The 17,312-nt window shown below is 60.2% G+C and carries 14 protein-coding genes; 3 read left to right on the forward strand and 11 right to left on the reverse strand.

The window, feature by feature from the left end:
• Positions 1–13: 13 nt before the first annotated feature.
• The 3 genes from NKI38_RS04265 to NKI38_RS04275 form a co-directional block, all read right to left on the reverse strand.
• The gene (locus NKI38_RS04265; RefSeq protein WP_352655052.1) at positions 14–1,003 is read right to left on the reverse strand and encodes a M48 family metalloprotease; all 990 of its coding nucleotides are present in this window, start codon (positions 1,001–1,003) and stop codon (positions 14–16) included.
• Positions 1,004–1,055: 52 nt separating this feature from the next.
• Positions 1,056–2,096 carry a zinc-dependent alcohol dehydrogenase family protein gene (locus NKI38_RS04270; RefSeq protein WP_352655054.1) on the reverse strand — a complete coding sequence of 347 codons (1,041 nt, stop codon included), beginning with the start codon at positions 2,094–2,096 and terminating at the stop codon, positions 1,056–1,058.
• A 108-nt stretch (positions 2,097–2,204) separates the two neighbouring features.
• Positions 2,205–2,666 carry a winged helix-turn-helix transcriptional regulator gene (locus tag NKI38_RS04275; RefSeq protein ID WP_352655056.1) on the reverse strand — a complete coding sequence of 154 codons (462 nt, stop codon included), beginning with the start codon at positions 2,664–2,666 and terminating at the stop codon, positions 2,205–2,207.
• Between the two features lie 99 nt (positions 2,667–2,765).
• On the opposite strand from NKI38_RS04275, the gene NKI38_RS04280 reads away from it, so the two are divergent.
• Complete coding sequence (locus NKI38_RS04280) at positions 2,766–4,010, forward strand: MFS transporter (RefSeq protein WP_352655058.1); 1,245 nt, start codon at positions 2,766–2,768, stop codon at positions 4,008–4,010.
• 3 nt (positions 4,011–4,013) lie between these two features.
• Here the strand turns inward: NKI38_RS04280 and maiA are convergent, their stop codons facing one another.
• Positions 4,014–4,664 carry a maleylacetoacetate isomerase gene (gene maiA / locus NKI38_RS04285; protein WP_352655061.1) on the reverse strand — a complete coding sequence of 217 codons (651 nt, stop codon included), beginning with the start codon at positions 4,662–4,664 and terminating at the stop codon, positions 4,014–4,016.
• Between the two features lie 4 nt (positions 4,665–4,668).
• Positions 4,669–5,364 (reverse strand): fumarylacetoacetate hydrolase family protein, encoded by a 696-nt coding sequence (locus NKI38_RS04290; RefSeq protein WP_352655063.1) that lies wholly within the window; start codon positions 5,362–5,364, stop codon positions 4,669–4,671.
• Positions 5,365–5,538: 174 nt separating this feature from the next.
• Between NKI38_RS04290 and NKI38_RS04295 the strand changes: the two genes are divergently transcribed.
• Complete coding sequence (locus tag NKI38_RS04295) at positions 5,539–6,222, forward strand: response regulator (RefSeq protein ID WP_352655065.1); 684 nt, start codon at positions 5,539–5,541, stop codon at positions 6,220–6,222.
• 164 nt (positions 6,223–6,386) lie between these two features.
• Here the strand turns inward: NKI38_RS04295 and NKI38_RS04300 are convergent, their stop codons facing one another.
• The 6 genes from NKI38_RS04300 to NKI38_RS04325 form a co-directional block, all read right to left on the reverse strand.
• A complete protein-coding gene (locus NKI38_RS04300) occupies positions 6,387–7,067 on the reverse strand; it encodes a transposase (RefSeq protein WP_352655067.1) in 681 nt (226 codons plus the stop codon).
• A 342-nt stretch (positions 7,068–7,409) separates the two neighbouring features.
• Positions 7,410–7,808: a DUF7684 family protein gene (locus NKI38_RS04305; protein WP_352655069.1), complete on the reverse strand. Its 399-nt coding sequence runs from the start codon at positions 7,806–7,808 to the stop codon at positions 7,410–7,412.
• Between the two features lie 3 nt (positions 7,809–7,811).
• Entirely contained in the window at positions 7,812–8,867 is a 1,056-nt protein-coding gene (locus tag NKI38_RS04310) for an RHS repeat-associated core domain-containing protein (RefSeq protein WP_352655071.1), read from the reverse strand.
• Complete coding sequence (locus tag NKI38_RS04315; RefSeq protein ID WP_352655072.1) at positions 8,840–13,858, reverse strand: toxin TcdB middle/N-terminal domain-containing protein; 5,019 nt, start codon at positions 13,856–13,858, stop codon at positions 8,840–8,842. The genes NKI38_RS04310 and NKI38_RS04315 overlap by 28 nt, the downstream gene beginning before the upstream one ends.
• A gap of 143 nt (positions 13,859–14,001) precedes the next feature.
• Complete coding sequence (locus NKI38_RS04320; protein WP_352655073.1) at positions 14,002–15,342, reverse strand: hybrid sensor histidine kinase/response regulator; 1,341 nt, start codon at positions 15,340–15,342, stop codon at positions 14,002–14,004.
• 14 nt (positions 15,343–15,356) lie between these two features.
• The gene (locus tag NKI38_RS04325) at positions 15,357–16,541 is read right to left on the reverse strand and encodes an FIST N-terminal domain-containing protein (RefSeq protein ID WP_352655075.1); all 1,185 of its coding nucleotides are present in this window, start codon (positions 16,539–16,541) and stop codon (positions 15,357–15,359) included.
• A gap of 263 nt (positions 16,542–16,804) precedes the next feature.
• Here NKI38_RS04325 and NKI38_RS04330 point away from each other — a divergent pair, with 263 nt between their 5' ends.
• A complete protein-coding gene (locus NKI38_RS04330; protein WP_352655076.1) occupies positions 16,805–17,305 on the forward strand; it encodes a (2Fe-2S)-binding protein in 501 nt (166 codons plus the stop codon).
• Positions 17,306–17,312: the final 7 nt, after the last annotated feature.

Genomic DNA, 17,312 nt, shown 5'->3' on the forward strand with positions numbered 1-17,312 from the left:
ACTGCGTGGCCTGCTAGATGGCGCCTTCTGTTTCCGAGTCAGGCGTGGGAAAAACATCCGGCAAAAGACGAGGATCTCGAAGCCCCTCCGCTGCTCTAACTGCCATTTCGGGACTAAAATAGTTGTGAACTATACGAACAACGCGATCATGAGGATGTGGGTGAGTTGATGATTCTCCTCCTGCCAGCTGATAGAACAAATCAAACATTAGCATTACTGGAGACAATGCAGCCTGCGGAGATATTCCTGGAGAGATCTTGTTAATTGTCTCGAGGTAAATCCCATAGCCAACGCTATCCGCTCTGTATTCCATTTCGTGATCTTTGTTCTCGTCAAATTTTTCGCCTGAAATGCCGGCGGGGAGCGCTGTAAAGTGGCTGCCGCCGTCGAGATCACCGTTAAAGAAATGCCCTAGTTCGTGACAAAGTATAAATGTCTCTGCGAAATTTAAGATGCCGCTCGCTCGTAACGTCTCTTTTTCTGAAAGTTTGACAAATGGGCCTCTAGGGATAGAATATATTTTGAAATGCTCAATCATCTCGCCTATGTACTGTCCGGTGTCGTCTCGCGTAATTTCTTTATAGTCTTTTCTGTTGCAATATACGATTTGCCTTGGATCAACGCTGGCACACACAAGCTTAATGTACTTGTGCAGAAACATCGCCAATCCGGAAGAGAAAAGGATCGCCAGCTTGCCATTTGGGCTCCTTGCGATAAAGGCGTTGGCCTGTCCGTGCTCAAGAACCCCTGCGGCTATATGGCCGTCAACGAGTGCACGACGGGTAGCAGGGAGAGACTGGACAATTGTTTTAAATGAATTTGATATCACAGATTCGAGCCCGTTTTCTGACCCGATCGGCAATCTTTGGCCAATTTTCTCCATTTGCTGAATCGTAATTCTGTGAAATTCGTCATCTACAACTTTTTCATTTTTGTATTTCTTTTGATATTTTCCCTTTAGATACTCTAGATAATCTTCCGAATTATCAAATATTTTTCGCACAACAATGCCTTTCGATACAAAGAGAGTTTGGTGCCGAAGGTTTTGCTGCTGCCTAAAATTTCGTCACCACGCCGATGCCGATGCCCTCGAAGCCGCCCATCGCCATCAGGGCCGCGGGCGCTTCGTCGAGGCTGATCTTCTTGCCGACGAGAAGTTCGGGTTTGAGCTTGCCGTTGCGGATCATGTCCATCATTGCCTGGTAGCGGTAGGCCTGCATGCCGTGGCTGCCGAGGATCTCGAGTTCGAAGGCGATCACCTTGTCCATCGGCACCTGCGGCAGGGCATGCTCGCCCAGCATCAGGCCGACCTGCACATGGCGGCCGCGCCGGCGCAGATTGGCGATCGAGTTGAAGGAGGTGGTGGGGTGGCCGAGCGCGTCCATCGACATATGCGCACCTCCATTGGTGATCTGCTTGACTGTCTTGACCACATTCGGCGTCGTGGACGCATTGATGGTGGCGACGGCGCCGATCTTTTTGGCGAAATCCAGTTTCTCGTCGGTGAGGTCGATGGCGATGACATTGGCGCCCATGGCACTGGCAATCATGATCGCCGACAGGCCGACGCCGCCGCAGCCATGCACTGCCACCCATTCGCCGGGCGTGACCCGGCCCTGATCGACAATGGCACGAAACGAGGTGACGAAGCGGCAGCCGAGGCTGGCTGCGGTGGCGAATTCCATCTCGTCGGGCAAGCGCACGAGATTGGTGTCGGCGTGCTCGATGGCGACATATTCGGCGAATGAGCCCCAGCCGGTGAAGCCAGGCTGCGTCTGGTGCTCGCAGACCTGATGATTGCCCGAATTGCACTCGAAGCAGCGGCCGCAGCCGACGGCGAACGGCACGGTGACGCGTTCGCCGGCTTTCCAGCGGGTGACCTGCTTGCCGGCCGCGACCACGATGCCGGCCAGTTCGTGGCCCGGCACATGCGGCAGCGTAATGCCGTCGTCATGACCCATCCAGCCATGCCAGTCGCTGCGGCACAGGCCGGTCGCCTCGACCTTGATGACGACGCCATCGGCCGCCGGCTTCGGATCGGGGACGGTCTGGATCGTCGGCGCTTCGCCGAATTTCTCGAAGACGACGGCTCTCATCGGTCACTCCACTCTGCTGCGACTGAGGAACGATAGCCGATTCCCTGACCGGTCAAGCGGAAATCGATTCCGCCAGCCCTGTTGGCCGGTCGCACCGGGGCGCCGGGCTTATCCGGTTTCCCCTGTTCGAAAGTCGGCAAGCCGGGTTTCGCCTGGGGCGAGTTGCCGCCCGTCCTCGGCATGGACTTCCAGGCGCTTGATCGGCCGGCCGGTGAGAGTGTCGACCATGAAAGTGTAGGGCTCGCCCGGTCCGGAGAAGTAGGTTTCGCCCCACTGCCGCAGGGCAACCAGGACATAGAACAAGCCGCGTCCCTTTTGCGTCAGCACATATTCGTGGTGCGCGCTGCCGTCGGGCGCCGGGACCGTTTCGAGGATGCCATGCGCGACGAGGTTGCGTAGCCGCGCCGACAGGATGTTCTTGGCGACGCCGAGGCTCTTCTGGAATTCGCCAAAGCGACGCAAACCGTCGAAGGCATCGCGCACGATGAGCAGTGACCACCAGTCGCCGATCGCGTCCAGCGGCCGCGCGATGAGGCAGTCCGCCTCGTGGTGGCTCGTTCGTTTCACCATGGCAATCGTTGGTCCAACGCTCTGATTTCGGTTGCAACATAAAACTGTTCTGCCTATCCAGCAAGTGGTTTCAAGTTGAAACCTTTTGTGGAGAGCGACATGAATGTGCAGGTGGTGAACGGCGGCGCAACAAGCCTCGAGCAATCCAATGGCCCGTCGCAGGCGGTGCCGGCGTCTCCACCGGGACTGTCACGGGCGACCGCGCTGGTTTTCGCCATCGCTTGCGGCCTGAGCGTCGCCAATGTCTATTTCGCCCATCCGCTGCTCGACGCCATAGCGCATGATTTTGCCATCGCGCCGGCCTCGGTCGGCATCGTGGTGACGGTCACCCAGATCGGCTATGCGCTCGGCCTGTTCTTCATCGTACCGCTAGGCGATCTGTTCGATCGCCGCAAGCTGATTGCCGGGCAGGCGATTCTGTCTGCCATAGCGCTGAGTGCGGTCGGCGTCGCGCCCAACGCGGCGGTGCTGCTGGCGAGCCTTGCGGTCGTCGGGCTGCTGGCGGTGGTGGTGCAGGTGCTGGTGGCTTTTGCCGCTGACCTCGCCGAGCCGTCGCAGCGGGGGCGGGCGGTCGGCACCGTCACCAGCGGCGTGATCCTGGGCATCCTGCTTGCCCGCTTCGCTTCCGGCGTCGTCGCCGATTTCGCCGGCTGGCGCTGGGTCTATCTCGTCTCGGCGGCGCTGACGCTCGTCATGGCGTCGGTTCTCTACCTGATCCTGCCGCGCCACGCGGCGGAGCGGCCACGCACATCCTATCCGCGCCTGCTCGGTTCGGTGCTGTTGCTGTTCGCGCAAGAGCCGCTGCTGCGCGTGCGGGCGGTGCTGGCCATGCTGATCTTCGCCAGTTTCAACGTCCTGTGGGCGCCGCTGGTGCTGCCGTTGAGCGCGCCGCCATTTTCACTCTCGCACACCGAGATCGGGCTTTTCGGTCTTGCCGGCGTCGCCGGTGCGCTCGGTGCGCGCTGGACCGGCGGCCTCGTCGATCGCGGACGCGGTCAGCTGGTCACGGGCCTCAGCCTGTTGCTGATGACGGCTGCCTGGCTGCCGATCGCCTTCATGGGCATGTCGCTGTGGCTTCTCGTGGCCGGTATCGTCATGCTGGATCTGGCGATCCAGGCCGTCCATGTCACCAACCAGAGCCTGATCTTCGCGCGCCGGCCGGATGCCCGCAGCCGGCTGGTTGGCGGCTACATGATCTTCTACTCGATCGGCAGTGCCCTGGGCTCGATCGCCTCGACCATGGCCTATGGCGCAATGGGCTGGGGCGGCGTCTGCCAGCTTGGGGCGGGCATCGGCCTGTTAGCGTTGCTGTTCTGGGCGCTGACGCTACGCGTGGGCAAATGAAGCCTATTCCGCATCGATCTGGTTCTGCGGTGCGGCTTTCTGAAAAGCCGGCAGCGCCATGCAAGCGGCGTTGATGCGCGCGATCGTCGGGTAATTCGTCATGTCGATGCCGAAGCGGGCGTTGTTGGTGACTTGCGCGGCCAGGCAGATGTCAGCCAAACCTGGCGCGTCGCCATGGCAGAATTCTCCGGTCTCGGGCGAGGAAGCCAAGATCTTTTCAAGCGGCTGAAAGCCTTCGTTCACCCAGTGGCGGAACCAGTTAGTTATGTCCTCGTCGCCGGCGCCGAACAGGGTGCGCAGCGAGGTCAGCACGCGCAGATTGTTCACGGGATGGATGTCGCAGGCGATCATCTGCGCCAGCATTCTCACGCGTGCCCGACCGGCCGGATCCCTCGGCAATAGCGGTGGTTCGGGGCTGGTCTCGTCGAGGAATTCGATGATCGCCAGCGATTGCGTCAGCAACGTGCCGTCGCCGAGGACCAGCGCCGGCACCAGACCTTGTGGATTGACCGCGAGATAGGCCGGTTCCAGATGCTCGCCATGGCGCAGATGATGCGGGACGTAGTCATAGCTCAGCCCCTTCATCTCCAGCGCGATCCGCACCCGATAGGAAGTGGAGGAGCGATAGTAATTGTGCAGGACGAGTTCGCTCATACGCTCACTTCGGTTGGCCGATGGCTATTTCGATCGTGCCGATGCCGTCGACGCCGCCGGTCATCGTGTCGCCGGCGCTGATCGCACCGACACCGGCCGGCGTGCCGGTGAAGATCAGGTCGCCGGGCTCCAGTTCCACCGCCTCGCTGCAGATCGAGACAATATCGGCGATCGGCCAAATCAGTTCGGCGAGGTCGGCGTCCTGCCTGACCTTGCCGTTGACAGCGAGCCAGATGCGGCCCTTTTGCGGATGGCCGGATTTCGCTGCGGGGATCAGCGGGCCGCAAGGCGCGGAGCGGTCGAACGCCTTCGACCAGTCCCACGGACGGGCGGCCTTCTTGGCCTCGTCCTGCAGATCGCGGCGGGTGAGGTCGATGCCGACGCCATAGCCCCAGACATGGTCCAGCGCCTTGTCACGGGGAATGCGGAAGCCGGCTTTGCCGATCGCGGCGACCAGTTCGATCTCGTGGTGCAGATTGGCCGTCAGCGGCGGGTAGGGGATATCGGTGCCGGAATCGACCACCGCGTCGGCTGGCTTGGTGAAGAAGAAGGGCGGATCGCGCTCGTCATTGCCCAACTCGCGGGCATGCGCGGCGTAGTTGCGGCCGACGCAGAAGATGCGGCGCACCGCGAAACGCTCTGGCGAGCCCGCAATGGCCACCGATGCGATTGCGGGCGAGGGAAGGACGAAGTCTGTCATGTAGGTCTCTGCTTGGTTGCCGGAACATTCGACCGATTTGGGCGCCCGGGCAAGGCGATTTGGTCGAGAAAGTACCTGCGGCACTTTCCGCCGGAGATGGCGATATACTATTTGGCAATAATCTGGCCATGCTGGCGGGGTTATTCTAATCGCCCACGAACCGAAATGAACCCCATGACCGCAATCCACGATCGCGCCCGGTTCCTGATCATCGACGATCACCCGCTGTTTCGCGAGGCGCTGCACAGCGCGGTGCAGATGGCCTATCCGGAAGTCGACACGGTGGAGGCGCGCTCGATCACCGAGGCGCTCGACCTGCTGGCCGGCGCCAAGCCATTCGACCTTGCGCTGCTCGACCTCTCAATGCCCGACGTGCATGGCTTCGACGGCCTGCTGCAGCTTCGAACCCGCTATCCGCGCCTGCCGGTGGTGATCGTTTCAGGCCATGAGGAGCCGAAGATTATTTCCGAGGCGCTGTCCTATGGTGCCGCCGGCTTCATTCCGAAATCGGCGCGCAAGAGCGACCTGGCCGCCGCCATACGCTCGGTGATGGAAGGCGCGATCTATGTGCCGGAAACCTATGAAAGCCGCACGCCCGACGCCGAAAGCGTCGACCGCGCCGACATGGTGCAGCGCCTGTCGACGCTGACGCCGCAGCAACTGCGCGTGCTGCAGATGCTACGCCAAGGCCTGCTCAACAAGCAGATCGCCTACGAGCTGCAAGTGGGAGAGACCACGGTCAAGGCGCATGTCTCGGAGATCCTGCGCAAGCTCAATGTCTACAGCCGCACGCAAGCGGTGATCGAGGTGTCGAAGCTGGACAATGCGGAGCTTTTCAGGGATCAGGCTGGGTTTTGAGCTTCACCTTCCTCGCATGGCGAGGATCGATCCGCGAAGTGGAGCGGGGTGGGGGAGGTTGGCGCCGCACCCCACCCCGCGCTTCGCGCCGACCCTCCCCATCAAGGGGAGGGCATGGAGCTAAGCCAGCAAAGATTTACCAGCAAAGATTTACGGTGAAAGATTTACGGTGACAGTGCACTATTTTCTTTTCTCGGCCTGCCTCGCTTTCCCGATTTCACGGCCCTTCCGGTTTGCCCGGCAACCCGGTCCAGAAATGCTTCGCTGCCCACCGGCCGGCCGATGCTCTCGGCTTTGCGCAGGGCGTCGAAAGCCGCGACATCCGTCTCGATCAGATCGAACAGTCCGGCCGACGAGGGCAGCCGGTCTTTCATCGACCCCAGATCCGTGACGCCATCGGCTTCATCAGTCAGATGCGCCCGAGCGCTTGACCAGGGCCAATCCACCGCCTGGCTCACCAGCCCCGCGCGTACCGGGTTCAGCCCGACATAGCGCACTGCCGACAACAGGTGATCTTCGTCCATGGCGACGGCGCCGAAGCGACCCTGCCAGAAATGCCCGGTTTTCTTTTGCCGCGCATGAATGGTGCCGGCATAGGCGCGGTGCACCTTGGCAAGCGCGCGCCGCAGGCCATCCGGGTCGGCAGGCGTCAGGATCAGGTGCACGTGGTTGGGCATTAGGCACCATGCCCAGATGCCGACATCGGCGGCGCGGCAATGCTCGACCAGCAGGGTCTTATAGAGCGCATAGTCTTCGGGCGTGAAAAACACTTTGGCGCGCCCGTTGCCGCGCTGCGTCACGTGGTGCGGCAGACCGGGGACGACAATACGGGCGAGGCGAGCCATGCTGGCAGTCTACACGCAATGAAGGTCGGACGAACATGAGAAAAGTGCACTGTCACCGTAATTCTTGTAGAGCGCATAGTCGTCAGGCGTGAAAAACACTTTGGCGCGCCTGTTACCCCGCTGGGTTACGTGGTGCGGCAGACCGGGGACAACAATACGGGCGAGGCGAGCCATGCTGGCAGTCTACACATGATGACGGTCGGACGAATATGAAAAAAGTGCACTGTCACCGTAATTCCGATGGTCAATCTACGCAGAATGGCGGCCGGGCGAATATGCAAAAGGTCCACTGTCACCGTAATTCCCAGTTTCCCCTCAGCGGGTCCGTTAAAAACGTCCATTTTAGATGGTTCTAATATTAGCAATTAACGACTCAGCTCTTGTCGAATTATCCGAGCTATATACAATGCAATTAAAGTTATCTTCGCCAACAATTGTTGCATTAACAATAAATGATGCAAGTTCGTCACTACTATCGCCAACGTGGCTCGTTGTCACTATATCTGCGCCCATCAACTCCTCGATTAGTCCATCGACATAATCCTCTGCTTTATGAGCATCACTCCCCCATATCGCTATAAATTTTAGCGGATAAGATGTCGCCTTTTTGAAATATGAATTTAAGATGGATTTATCGAATCCACTCTCCAGCACAAAAACAGCGACATAACTACCGTCCCGATACGGATTTTCCAGATTTGTATCGTTGCGTCTTGAGATGCTTATCGAATATTCCTTCATTTATTATCCCCCATTCCTTATCTTACTGATGTTGTTTCGAAATGTATTTATCTCCTTCTCTAGATGGTTTATCCTAGATTGCCAAGACGCTTCAATTGTTGATTGTGGTTGATTTTCCATCCCCGGCCTGACGGTTGGATTAGCCTTAAAATCCGCAAGTTTATTTTGATGCTCTTCAATCAATTTTTCTAACGAGCGAATCGCCCGTTGCTTTTCCGGCGGAAGTTTACTGTCGTCAGGTTTTTCAATGGTATTTTTATCCTTTTTATCTTTTTGATCCTTATCATCTCCAGGATCGGAAGGCGATGAGGCAGCACTGGCTGCTGCGTCGGCGCGGTCTTTGTCAGTTAATTTGCCGTCGGCCATAGGCGTGGGTGTCATAACGGCAACTACAGCTCCGACAACAGGCCCACCCAAGAATGCACCAGCTCTTGCACCAACCCCTTCGCTTGCTCCTGCAAATAGCCCACCGAGAAAATCGTGGAGAGCGCCCAAGAGGCCTCTTACGCCCGCTTCAACACCTGCCGTATGCCCGTTCTGGTCGGATTTATTGATCGGATCATTCTGAGCATACGCGTACCGATTGGTCCCAACCCCCGGCAATGTCGGATCCCAATCATCCGGCGAAATAAACCGCCCCAGCACCGGGTCCATATACCGTGCATTGAAGTAGAGCAGGCCGGTCTCGGGATCGAAGCGCTCGCCGATGTAGCCTTTTTGCGTCTGGAAGCCGGTGTTGAGGCTCTCGCCATAGGTGGCGTAGCTGGTCTGTTCGACGATGGCGCCTGTCATGTCGGTGACCAGGCGCACCGAGGCGAGATGCTCGCGGTGCAGGAAGTATTTTGTAGTGCCGACGACCTTGATGTCGGGATGCGGGTAGCGCGTGTAGATCTCCGCCCCCGGGGTTTTCGGATCGATCTCGACATTGGCGTCGGGATAGAGCGTGGTGGCGAAGCTCGATGATTTTTTCGCCCGCGCTCCATCCGGTCCATAGGCGAGGTTGACGGTGTTGGAGGCGAGGCTGACGGTCTTCAGCCGGTTGGCCTCGTCCCAGGCCACGTGCGGCTGCCGTCTGAGACCATATTGCCATTGGCATCATAGCTCAGCGTTTTCGACCCGACCGTGATGGGGGCATGCGGGCGCGGTGCGTTCGCGGCGGGATAGGTGTAATAGCCGGCACGCCAGCGCGCCGTCATGTTGTCGTTCGGTGAATAGGCAAAACCCTCGTCGAGCGTGTTGTCGCCAACATTGTCAGCCGAGATCAGCCGGTCGGCATTGTCATAGACATAGTTCCAGCTGCCAAACGAAGAGACCCCGACAATGTTGGTGATACGGCCGAGAGCATCGCGTGTGAACTGCCGATCCATCAGCGTGGAGGCACCGAGTGCGGTGGTAATGCGCGTCAGCCAGCGCCGGGTCGGCGAGTAGGTAAAGGAGGTCTTCACGCCATTGGCGTAGGTGATCTCCTTCGTTTGGCCGTCAGCCTCGTAGAGCGTCGAGGTGATGAAGCCGGGAGCGGAGTAGAGCCTGTTGCCGGCGGTGTATTGCAAGCGGTTGGTGTTCGAACCGAAGTCGAGCTGAACAGGAAAGTATTGGACATATACGTTCTGGCCGGAGCCGTCGTGGACGTTGAACGTATAATTTGTGATCCCCGCGATGGTGGCATCCTGGCGGGCAACCTTGCCGAGACCGTCATAATTGTAGAGCTGGACGGCGGCGGCGTTTTCCGAGCGGGTCAGCAGGCCGATGTTGTAGTAGCCTGATGCCGCCTGGTCGTAGGTGTTCTGCGTCAGCGTCACCGGGCTGCCGCCGGGGGCGGTTGCCGTCTTCAGCGTCAACCGGTCCATCTGGTCGTAGGCAAGCGACGTCACCGTGCCCCTGGCATCGGTCTGGCTGACCAGCCGATTGGCGGCGTCATAGACATAGGTCCAGGTGCCGAGATCGGGATCCGTGGCAGAAAGCCGGTTGCCGAGTAGGTCGTAGGTGTAGGTCCAGATCGAGCCGCCCGGATCGGTGACTCCGATAAGGCGGCCGAGAAGGTCGTATCTACGATACTCGGTCAGCGCCATGCCAACGACATCGCGTACCACTGCTGTGGTATCGCCACGTGTCGACATTACGGTCTTGGTCTGATGACCAAGTTCGTCAGTGAGCACGACTCCATAAAGCCACGGATTGAGGCCGCTCGAGGTTTCAAGATAGTGGAAGTAAGTGTGCTGGCTGGCGTCGGCATTGACCGTCGTCACCAGCCGGTCGGCCCAGTCATAGAAGTTGGTGGTCCATTGCGCGGCCTCGCCGACAAAGCGCGGGAAGGCGGTGCGCAGGACATTGCCGCGCGGGTCGTAGTCGGTCTCGGCAATGCGCCTTGCCCCAGCCGCCGTCTCTCCGGGTGTTTCCACGCGATAGACCCGGCCAAGCCCGTCATAGTACGAGCGAGTAAAATCCTCGCCGACCCAATCGGGTAGCGGCGTGTATTCGACTAGCGCCTGTGTCGCCGGATTGCCCTCGTTCTCGAAGCGCGTCCTGACATAGGCGCCAAGCACGTTCTGCTGCACATAATATGGCCGGCAGAACGCATCATAGGTGAAGGTCTTGATGATACCGTTGGGATCGGTCTTCGTCGCCGGCAGGCCGCAGACGGGATTGTAGGTGGCGGTCGAGACAAAGCGCGTGTCGGCCGGTTGACCGCCGGTGGCGAAGTATCGCGGTGCCCGCTGTGTTGTCGGATAGAGGTGATAGGTGGGGTCATAATCCCACTCGGTCTTTTGGCCTAGGCCATTGGTGGCCGAGATCTTGTTGCCAAAACTGTCATAGGCGAAGTACTGGCTGATCGTCTTGGTCAGCCCAGGGTCGACGAAGCTCAGCATCCAGGTCAGGTTGCCCTTGACCGGCACCGCCCAGACGTCGGTGCTGCTATCATAGTAATTATGCTTGTAGCTGACATAGGGGTCTGTTGCATTGAGCCCGGCATGCGTGCGTTCGGCGATCAGGGCCGAGACGATATAGGCGCTCGTATTGGGCGAGAAGAAGCGTTCCGTCCAGGTCTCGTCGCCGCCGATATCGGTGCGGCCATAGTCCTTGATGCTGGTGATGTTGTTGTAAGCATCGAAGCCACGCTCGACCCTGAGCGTGCGCGCAAGGTTCTCGGTCAGCGTCGTGTCGGTCGCCGTGTTCTGCACGGTGTAGGGTTTTGCCGCGGTGTTGACCGCATAGGTCTCGGCCACCTGTCTGTGGACGGTGCCTGCGCCATCCTTCCACACCGTCAGCGACGGCAAGCCGTAGCTTGCCATGTCCTGGCGATAGGTCGTCTCGATCTTCGAGGGGGCGGTCTCGCCATTGGCCAGCGGCTTTGTCTCGACGATCGAGGCAAAGCCCAGGAACTTGCGCGCCGCTGGATCGTATTTGCCGCCGGCATAGGTGTATGTGCTCACCGCCGTCTGGCCGCGGCCGTCGCCCACAGAGAGCTTCGACACGGCATGCACCACTTGCGGGAGGTAGTTGTTCGCCCAGGTCGAGGATGGCGCGTACTCGACCGCTACTGTTCCCCCCAGTTCCGTCACCATTGAACGCAACAGGTTCGGATTGCCAGAGCCGGCGTTCGAGATGAACATATTGTTGTAGTCGGTGAAGTCCGGCAGGCCGTCCCCGTTGAAGTCGCCGACCACCGTGCCGGCAGTGATCCCCACCGGCAACGTGAACTGCACCGGCGTCATCGCCGTCGACGATGGCCGCAGCGAAAATATCCGGATCGTGTTGGTTCTGTAGGGCTGACTGCTCGTGTTGCTGCCACCAATGGTGATGACATCCATCCGACCATCATTGTCGAAGTCGCGAAGGACCGCCGTCAAACCCTCTATCGAGGAGACCGAATAGCTTTTGAAACCAACGCCGGTCGACAACCAAAGTCCGACGCTGTCGTCATTACCATTGTAGCGGACGATGTCCGAGGCGCCGTCACCATTGACATCGCCGAGCACGCAAGTGCCGGAACCCGAATATTGTGTCGTGGGGCAGGCTATCACGAACGCTGTTCCGCTTGGCTGCCATTTACCGTTTGAAAGCGTTCCCTTCCTTATCGTCCCGCCGCTGCCCCAGAAAAACGGTTGCTGACGGCCGTTGCCGAGGAAATCGCCGACGCCGAGAAACTGGCTTCCGGAAGTGACGCCGTTGACGACGTCGATACCATCGCCGTCGGTGTCAGCAACAACGGGCCATAGTGGTTGTGAGCTCACCGGAGTTGTGAACCCGCCACAGACGGCCTGATAGCCGGCTGGCGCTGTCGGCGAACAAGAAGCCTTCGTTAACCCTAGCAAGGTATCCGTCTTGATGATTGAATTCGCAGCTGAGTAAGTAGTGCGCCCGGTGTGGCCGTCGGTGTAAGAATGGATAACTGAATCTGCAAAATCCGATGTATTTTTATTTGCAATAAACCTTCCAGGCTGCGAAAAATAATTACTGTCGGCGTCAACGCTTTTCGTAATCGTCCCGATCAAAGCTCCTCTTGAATCGAATTTATATATATATTTGTCCCTATATGGGTTGGTTTCCGTACTTCCACTGCTTCCGCCGGAATGCGTTGTCGTTGTCCCGGTTTTGTCACCGAATATCTCATCGCGCCCGTCGAAGTCCAAATCACCGGCCTCGTTGGGGGCGCGGCCAACTGAGCCGCCGAGTGAAACCGGTGAGCTTGTATAGGTTCCATCGGTGTTCTGATACGCCATCTGGCCGAGGAGCCTCGCTGTACCTCCAGAGATGGTGCCATCGGCGGTGATGGCTGCATCCGTGCCATAGCGTGTGACTGATGTAAGCCGCGAAGCGTTCGAGAATGGCGCCTGGTCGTAGATCATCCGGTAGGCGCCACGCAGACTGTGGCTGACCCAGACACTGACCGTCTTCAAGCGCAAGTTCGTCTCGGAAATGCCCAGACCATTGCCCATCAGGATTGTATCTGGCCGCTGCTCATAATGAAGCCAGATGAACGAGCCGTCCGCGATGTCTGCCCCGCCCGTGCCGTTATAGCTGATCGTCGTGGGGTAGCAGACCGGCAGTGTCGGGCAAGAGTAGCCATAGGTGACAGTGTTGCCATTGGTGTCGGTGACCGAAGTCAGCACCCAGCGATAAGCGAAGGCGAGGTTTGCGTCGGGGGCGGAGGAACCTGCGACGACCCCGACCGATTTGAAGACAGAGACGGTGCCGTCCCTGTCGGTTATCCGCCATTCGCTGGCGGTACCGTTGAAGACAATGCGGCGGTAGCTCTCATTCTCTGTCGCATGCGTGCCGCCGGTCGAGCATGAGGGCGACACCATGCCTGCAACGCAGGCGACCATGACCTGGCCGTCGAGCAGATAGATGTCGGTGCCATCGAAAGCCGGCATGCCGTAGCCCGGGCTTGCCCGCTCGATGACGTCGAAGCCGTCCAGCCCCCAAGCGTAGCCGAGCCAGCCCTGATAGAGGCCACCGAGCTTGGTCTTGCGCGAGGAATTGTAGGTGAGCGCGATCTGCGGCTCGATGCCGTGGAAGGCGGGAACATCGATGCCGATGGCATAGCCGAGATTGCCGTTGCCGCCAGCCTTCGGCAGATCCACTTTCGGCGTGCCGATCGCCTCGGGGTCACCGCTGTCGGTCGTGGTTGCGGCAGCGACCGCCGCCTGTGCCGCCGCCGGCTCCTCGGCCTCGCTATCAGTCGTCTTGGCCGCCGTGCCGGATTTGGCCTTGCTGTCCTTGCTATCGGCTGCCTTGGCATCGGCCGGTTTGGCACCAACCTTGGCCGCAGCGTCCGGGCTGCCGGTCGCCCCACCTGGCGCTGCATCCGAACCCGCTGCAGGCGCCGCAGTGCCTGACACAGATGTGCCACCTGCCGGCTTCCCACTTCCCAGCGCCGCTCCACCATTGCCGTAGCCGGCAGGCGCGCCAGGTTGAGGCGAAGTGCCTTGCGCTTCTTGCGCAAGAGCATCCATTCCCGCGCTTCCGCTAATATAATAGATGAAAGACGTATCCGCGCCGAACACGCCAGCGACAAGAAAAGCCGCGCCAAGAAGCAACCGGTTCATGAAATCCCCCGACCCAGTTGCTTTAGGATATTCATTCTTCACTTGGCCGATACGACACGAACTCGTCACGCCAGGAATATCCACAGACTTATTTGCGGGAGGACGCGCTCCTTTCAAAGCGATCGGAATATTGCGTGAGGGGTCTAAGCCAGCAGATGCGCCAGCAGCGCGCGCAGTTGTGCCGGCTTCAGCGGTTTGCGCATCAGTTCGATGCCGCCGACGCGGGCGGCCTTGGCGACCGCCTCGGAACTGTCGGCGGTGACGATTAGCGCCGGCACGGCGCGGCCGAGATAGTCGCGGACTTCGGCGATGGTGGCGGTGCCGAGATCGCCGCCATCGAGGTGCTGGTCGGCAATGACGATGTCGGGCACCCAGTCGGTGTCGCCCAGCATGTCGAGTGCATCGTCGGTCGAGGTCGCGGCCCGCACCAGGCATTGCCAGCGTTCGAGCAGAAAGGTCATCGCCTGCAGTACTTCGACATCGTTCTCGACCAGCAGCACCTTGGTGCCGAACAGGCCATAACCGCGCGGCCGTTCCATGTCGGCAAGGCTGGCGATGGCATCAGCCGGGGCGCCGATGCCGACGGGAACATCAATGTGGAAGATCGTCCCGCGCCCGACCTTCGATGAGAATGTCACGGGATGGCCGAGCGCACTGGCCATGCGGCGCACGATGGCGAGGCCGAGCCCGAGGCCGCCGCCGTCCAGTTCGGCATTGGCCGGGGAGGTGCCACGGTGGAATTCCTCGAACACCGCCTCGCGCTGGTCGTCGGGAATGCCGCAGCCCGTATCGGCGACGTCGATGCGGATGGTGTCGCCGCGATGCCTGGTGCCGACCAGCACGCCGCCCGAGCGGGTATAGCCCAGCGCGTTGGAAAGAATGTTCTGCAGGATGCGGCGCAGCAGCGTGCGGTCGGAACGGACCACGGCATTGACCGGCCGGAACTTTAGCGACAGTCCTTTCAGTTCCGCCACCGGCTGGAAATCCGAACGCAGCGACGAGAACAGCGCCTCCAGGCTGACGTCGCTTATGTCGGGCTGCACCACGCCGGCATCGAGCTTGGAGATGTCGAGCAGCGTGCGCAGCAGGTCCTCCATCGTCTCCAGCGAGCGTTCGACCTGCCGCACCAGCTTCTTGCCCTCGTCACTGGTCTGCACTTCGGCGAGCGCCGAAACGGAGAGGTGGGCCGCGTTCAGCGGCTGCAGCACGTCGTGGCTGGCGGCGGCGAGGAAGCGGGTTTTCGACAGGTTCGCCAGTTCGGCGTTTTCCTTGGCGGCGCTGAGGTCGATGTTCGACTGCTCCAGCCGGCGCAGCGTCGAGTGCAGTTCCTCGGTGCGCGTGCGCACCCGGTTTTCCAGCGAAATCGCGGTCTGGAACAGCGAGAAGGCGTTGCCTTGCTGGTCCATCGACCGTTCGACGCGGCTGACCAGTGCCGCGTTGATCTTCTTCAGCTTTTCAAGATCGTTTATGTCCCTCAGCGGCATCTTGTTTCGCCGCCTTATTCCGCTGCCTGGCGCTCGCCAAAGGCGATGCCGGTAAAAGTCTGGTTCAGATGCATCGACCGGTACTGTTCGCCATAGGTGCCGAAGCCGATGACATTGTTGACCCGGTAGAGTTCCGAGATGTCGCGAAACACCTGCCGGTTGCGCGCATCTAGCCGGCGCAGCACGCAGTCGAAGCCGAGGATCATGTCGATGCCGCCAAGCCTGTCCTCGACATCGCGCAGCGCGGCGCGCGTCGCTTCGACCATGTCCTTGGGCTGTGCGATCGACAGCACGACGCCATCGTCTATGGCGCAGAAGAACGACAGCGAGCCGTCGGCGTGCATCTTCTGGATCGACCGGCAGTAGTATTCACCGCCCACTTTCACCACCACCGGATGCGAGGCAAAGCTCAGCGGCGTCAGCATCTGCGGGACGATGCCGACGGAGGCAGCATATTCCTCTGCCGCATTGGTGGCGTTGAACTCGCGCACGATGCGGTGATCGGGATCGGACGCCGTCACCACCAGCTTTTCGTCGGTGGGAACGAAGTTGTCGGTCTTGAAGACATGGAAGGGAATTTCGGTTGATATCAGCACGATGATGGCGCTGTCGGAGGTGACCCGGCCGTTGGAGATCAGGCGCGTCGTCTCGAATTTCAGGTCATCGCCGGCCGAGCCGCCAAGCAGCGGTATGTCGTCGAGGCCCCAGTGGATGGCCGAACTCACCGCTTCCTCGGCATAGGAAAGCCCGTCGATAAAGCAGAGCGCGAACGTGCCTTTGGTGCGATCGCAACCCAGGCGCGCGCGCAGCGATCGCCGCAAGCCCTCGACCTCACTGGTGATCCTGTCCATGCCAGACGACGACAGATTGTCGACCATCACACTGACAGCGGTGAACACAGCGGACGGAAGCAGCATGGCGAGCACATGACCGTCCTCGAGACCTTGCGGCGTGATCTCGCCGGCGGTCGAGCAGCCGGCGTGGTGAAGCGCCGGCGCGTGGGTCATGAGCGCCCGGGAAAGGGCGCTGGCCTCGACCAGGCTCTGGGAAAAGAATAGCAGGACAAAGCCGGCGTCGATCGCGGCTGCTTCCAGCGCGATCGACCTGGCGAACGCCTCCATGTCGGGCTCGTCCGTGGTGAGCGCCGACAGGCCGCATGCATAGCGCGTCCGTGAACTGGCCAGCGATGTTCTCCGCATTTCCTCCGACGCATTTTTGTGCGCGCTGTTTTTACATGCTTCTGGCGCGCGGGCGTCGACCAACATTGTTGCCCCCAATCCCTGTTTTGGCAATGGGGCGACCGGGACTGCACGTCTGGGCGCGGCCATGACCGAAAGTACAATGTGCCGCGTTTGCGACGTGCTGTTTTTTGTCCGGTGTGCGGTGTACGAATAACGCATGGCTGAGGCGCCAACACCGCGTCGGCAGCGTGATGACCAAGGTTAATACCCAGGGAGGGACCATGTCGGACGTTTCGTTGATGGTGAACGGAAAACGGGTCAGCGGTGCTGCCGAGGACCGAACGCTTCTGGTTCACTTCCTGCGGGAAAATCTTGGCCTTACCGGCACGCATGTCGGTTGCGACACCTCGCAATGCGGTGCCTGCGTCGTCCATGTCGACGGCAAGGCGGTCAAATCCTGCTCGATGCTCGCGGTGCAGGCCTCCGGGTCGACCGTGGTGACGATCGAGGGACTGGCCAATGGCGCCGACCTGCATCCTGTGCAGGCCGCCTTCAAGGAACATCACGGGCTGCAATGCGGCTTCTGCACGCCGGGCATGATCATGACGGCGACCGACATGATCAGCCGCCACCCCGAAGGCCTCGACGAGGCGACGGTGCGCGCCGAACTCGAAGGCAACATCTGCCGCTGCACCGGCTACCACAACATCGTCAAGGCGATCCTCGCCGCATCGAAGACGATGTCGAAGGCGTCGAAGGGCAGAGCGAAGCAAGCTGCCTAGGGGTGAA

It is taken from the genome of Mesorhizobium sp. M0621 (assembly GCF_040320745.1).
In the GTDB taxonomy this organism is placed as follows: domain Bacteria; phylum Pseudomonadota; class Alphaproteobacteria; order Rhizobiales; family Rhizobiaceae; genus Mesorhizobium.

Excerpts from the sequence above, each read along its gene's own strand:
- NKI38_RS04325 (WP_352655075.1), bottom strand. The coding sequence starts at position 16,541 with ATGCGGAGAACATCGCTGGCCAGTTCACGGACGCGCTATGCATGCGGC.
- NKI38_RS04305 (WP_352655069.1), bottom strand. The coding sequence starts at position 7,808 with ATGAAGGAATATTCGATAAGCATCTCAAGACGCAACGATACAAATCTG.
- NKI38_RS04290 (WP_352655063.1), bottom strand. The coding sequence starts at position 5,364 with ATGACAGACTTCGTCCTTCCCTCGCCCGCAATCGCATCGGTGGCCATT.
- NKI38_RS04320 (WP_352655073.1), bottom strand. The coding sequence starts at position 15,342 with ATGCCGCTGAGGGACATAAACGATCTTGAAAAGCTGAAGAAGATCAAC.
- NKI38_RS04295 (WP_352655065.1), top strand. The coding sequence starts at position 5,539 with ATGACCGCAATCCACGATCGCGCCCGGTTCCTGATCATCGACGATCAC.
- NKI38_RS04315 (WP_352655072.1), bottom strand. The coding sequence starts at position 13,858 with ATGAACCGGTTGCTTCTTGGCGCGGCTTTTCTTGTCGCTGGCGTGTTC.
- NKI38_RS04330 (WP_352655076.1), top strand. The coding sequence starts at position 16,805 with ATGTCGGACGTTTCGTTGATGGTGAACGGAAAACGGGTCAGCGGTGCT.
- maiA (WP_352655061.1), bottom strand. The coding sequence starts at position 4,664 with ATGAGCGAACTCGTCCTGCACAATTACTATCGCTCCTCCACTTCCTAT.
- NKI38_RS04300 (WP_352655067.1), bottom strand. The coding sequence starts at position 7,067 with ATGGCTCGCCTCGCCCGTATTGTCGTCCCCGGTCTGCCGCACCACGTG.
- NKI38_RS04270 (WP_352655054.1), bottom strand. The coding sequence starts at position 2,096 with ATGAGAGCCGTCGTCTTCGAGAAATTCGGCGAAGCGCCGACGATCCAG.
- NKI38_RS04275 (WP_352655056.1), bottom strand. The coding sequence starts at position 2,666 with ATGGTGAAACGAACGAGCCACCACGAGGCGGACTGCCTCATCGCGCGG.
- NKI38_RS04280 (WP_352655058.1), top strand. The coding sequence starts at position 2,766 with ATGAATGTGCAGGTGGTGAACGGCGGCGCAACAAGCCTCGAGCAATCC.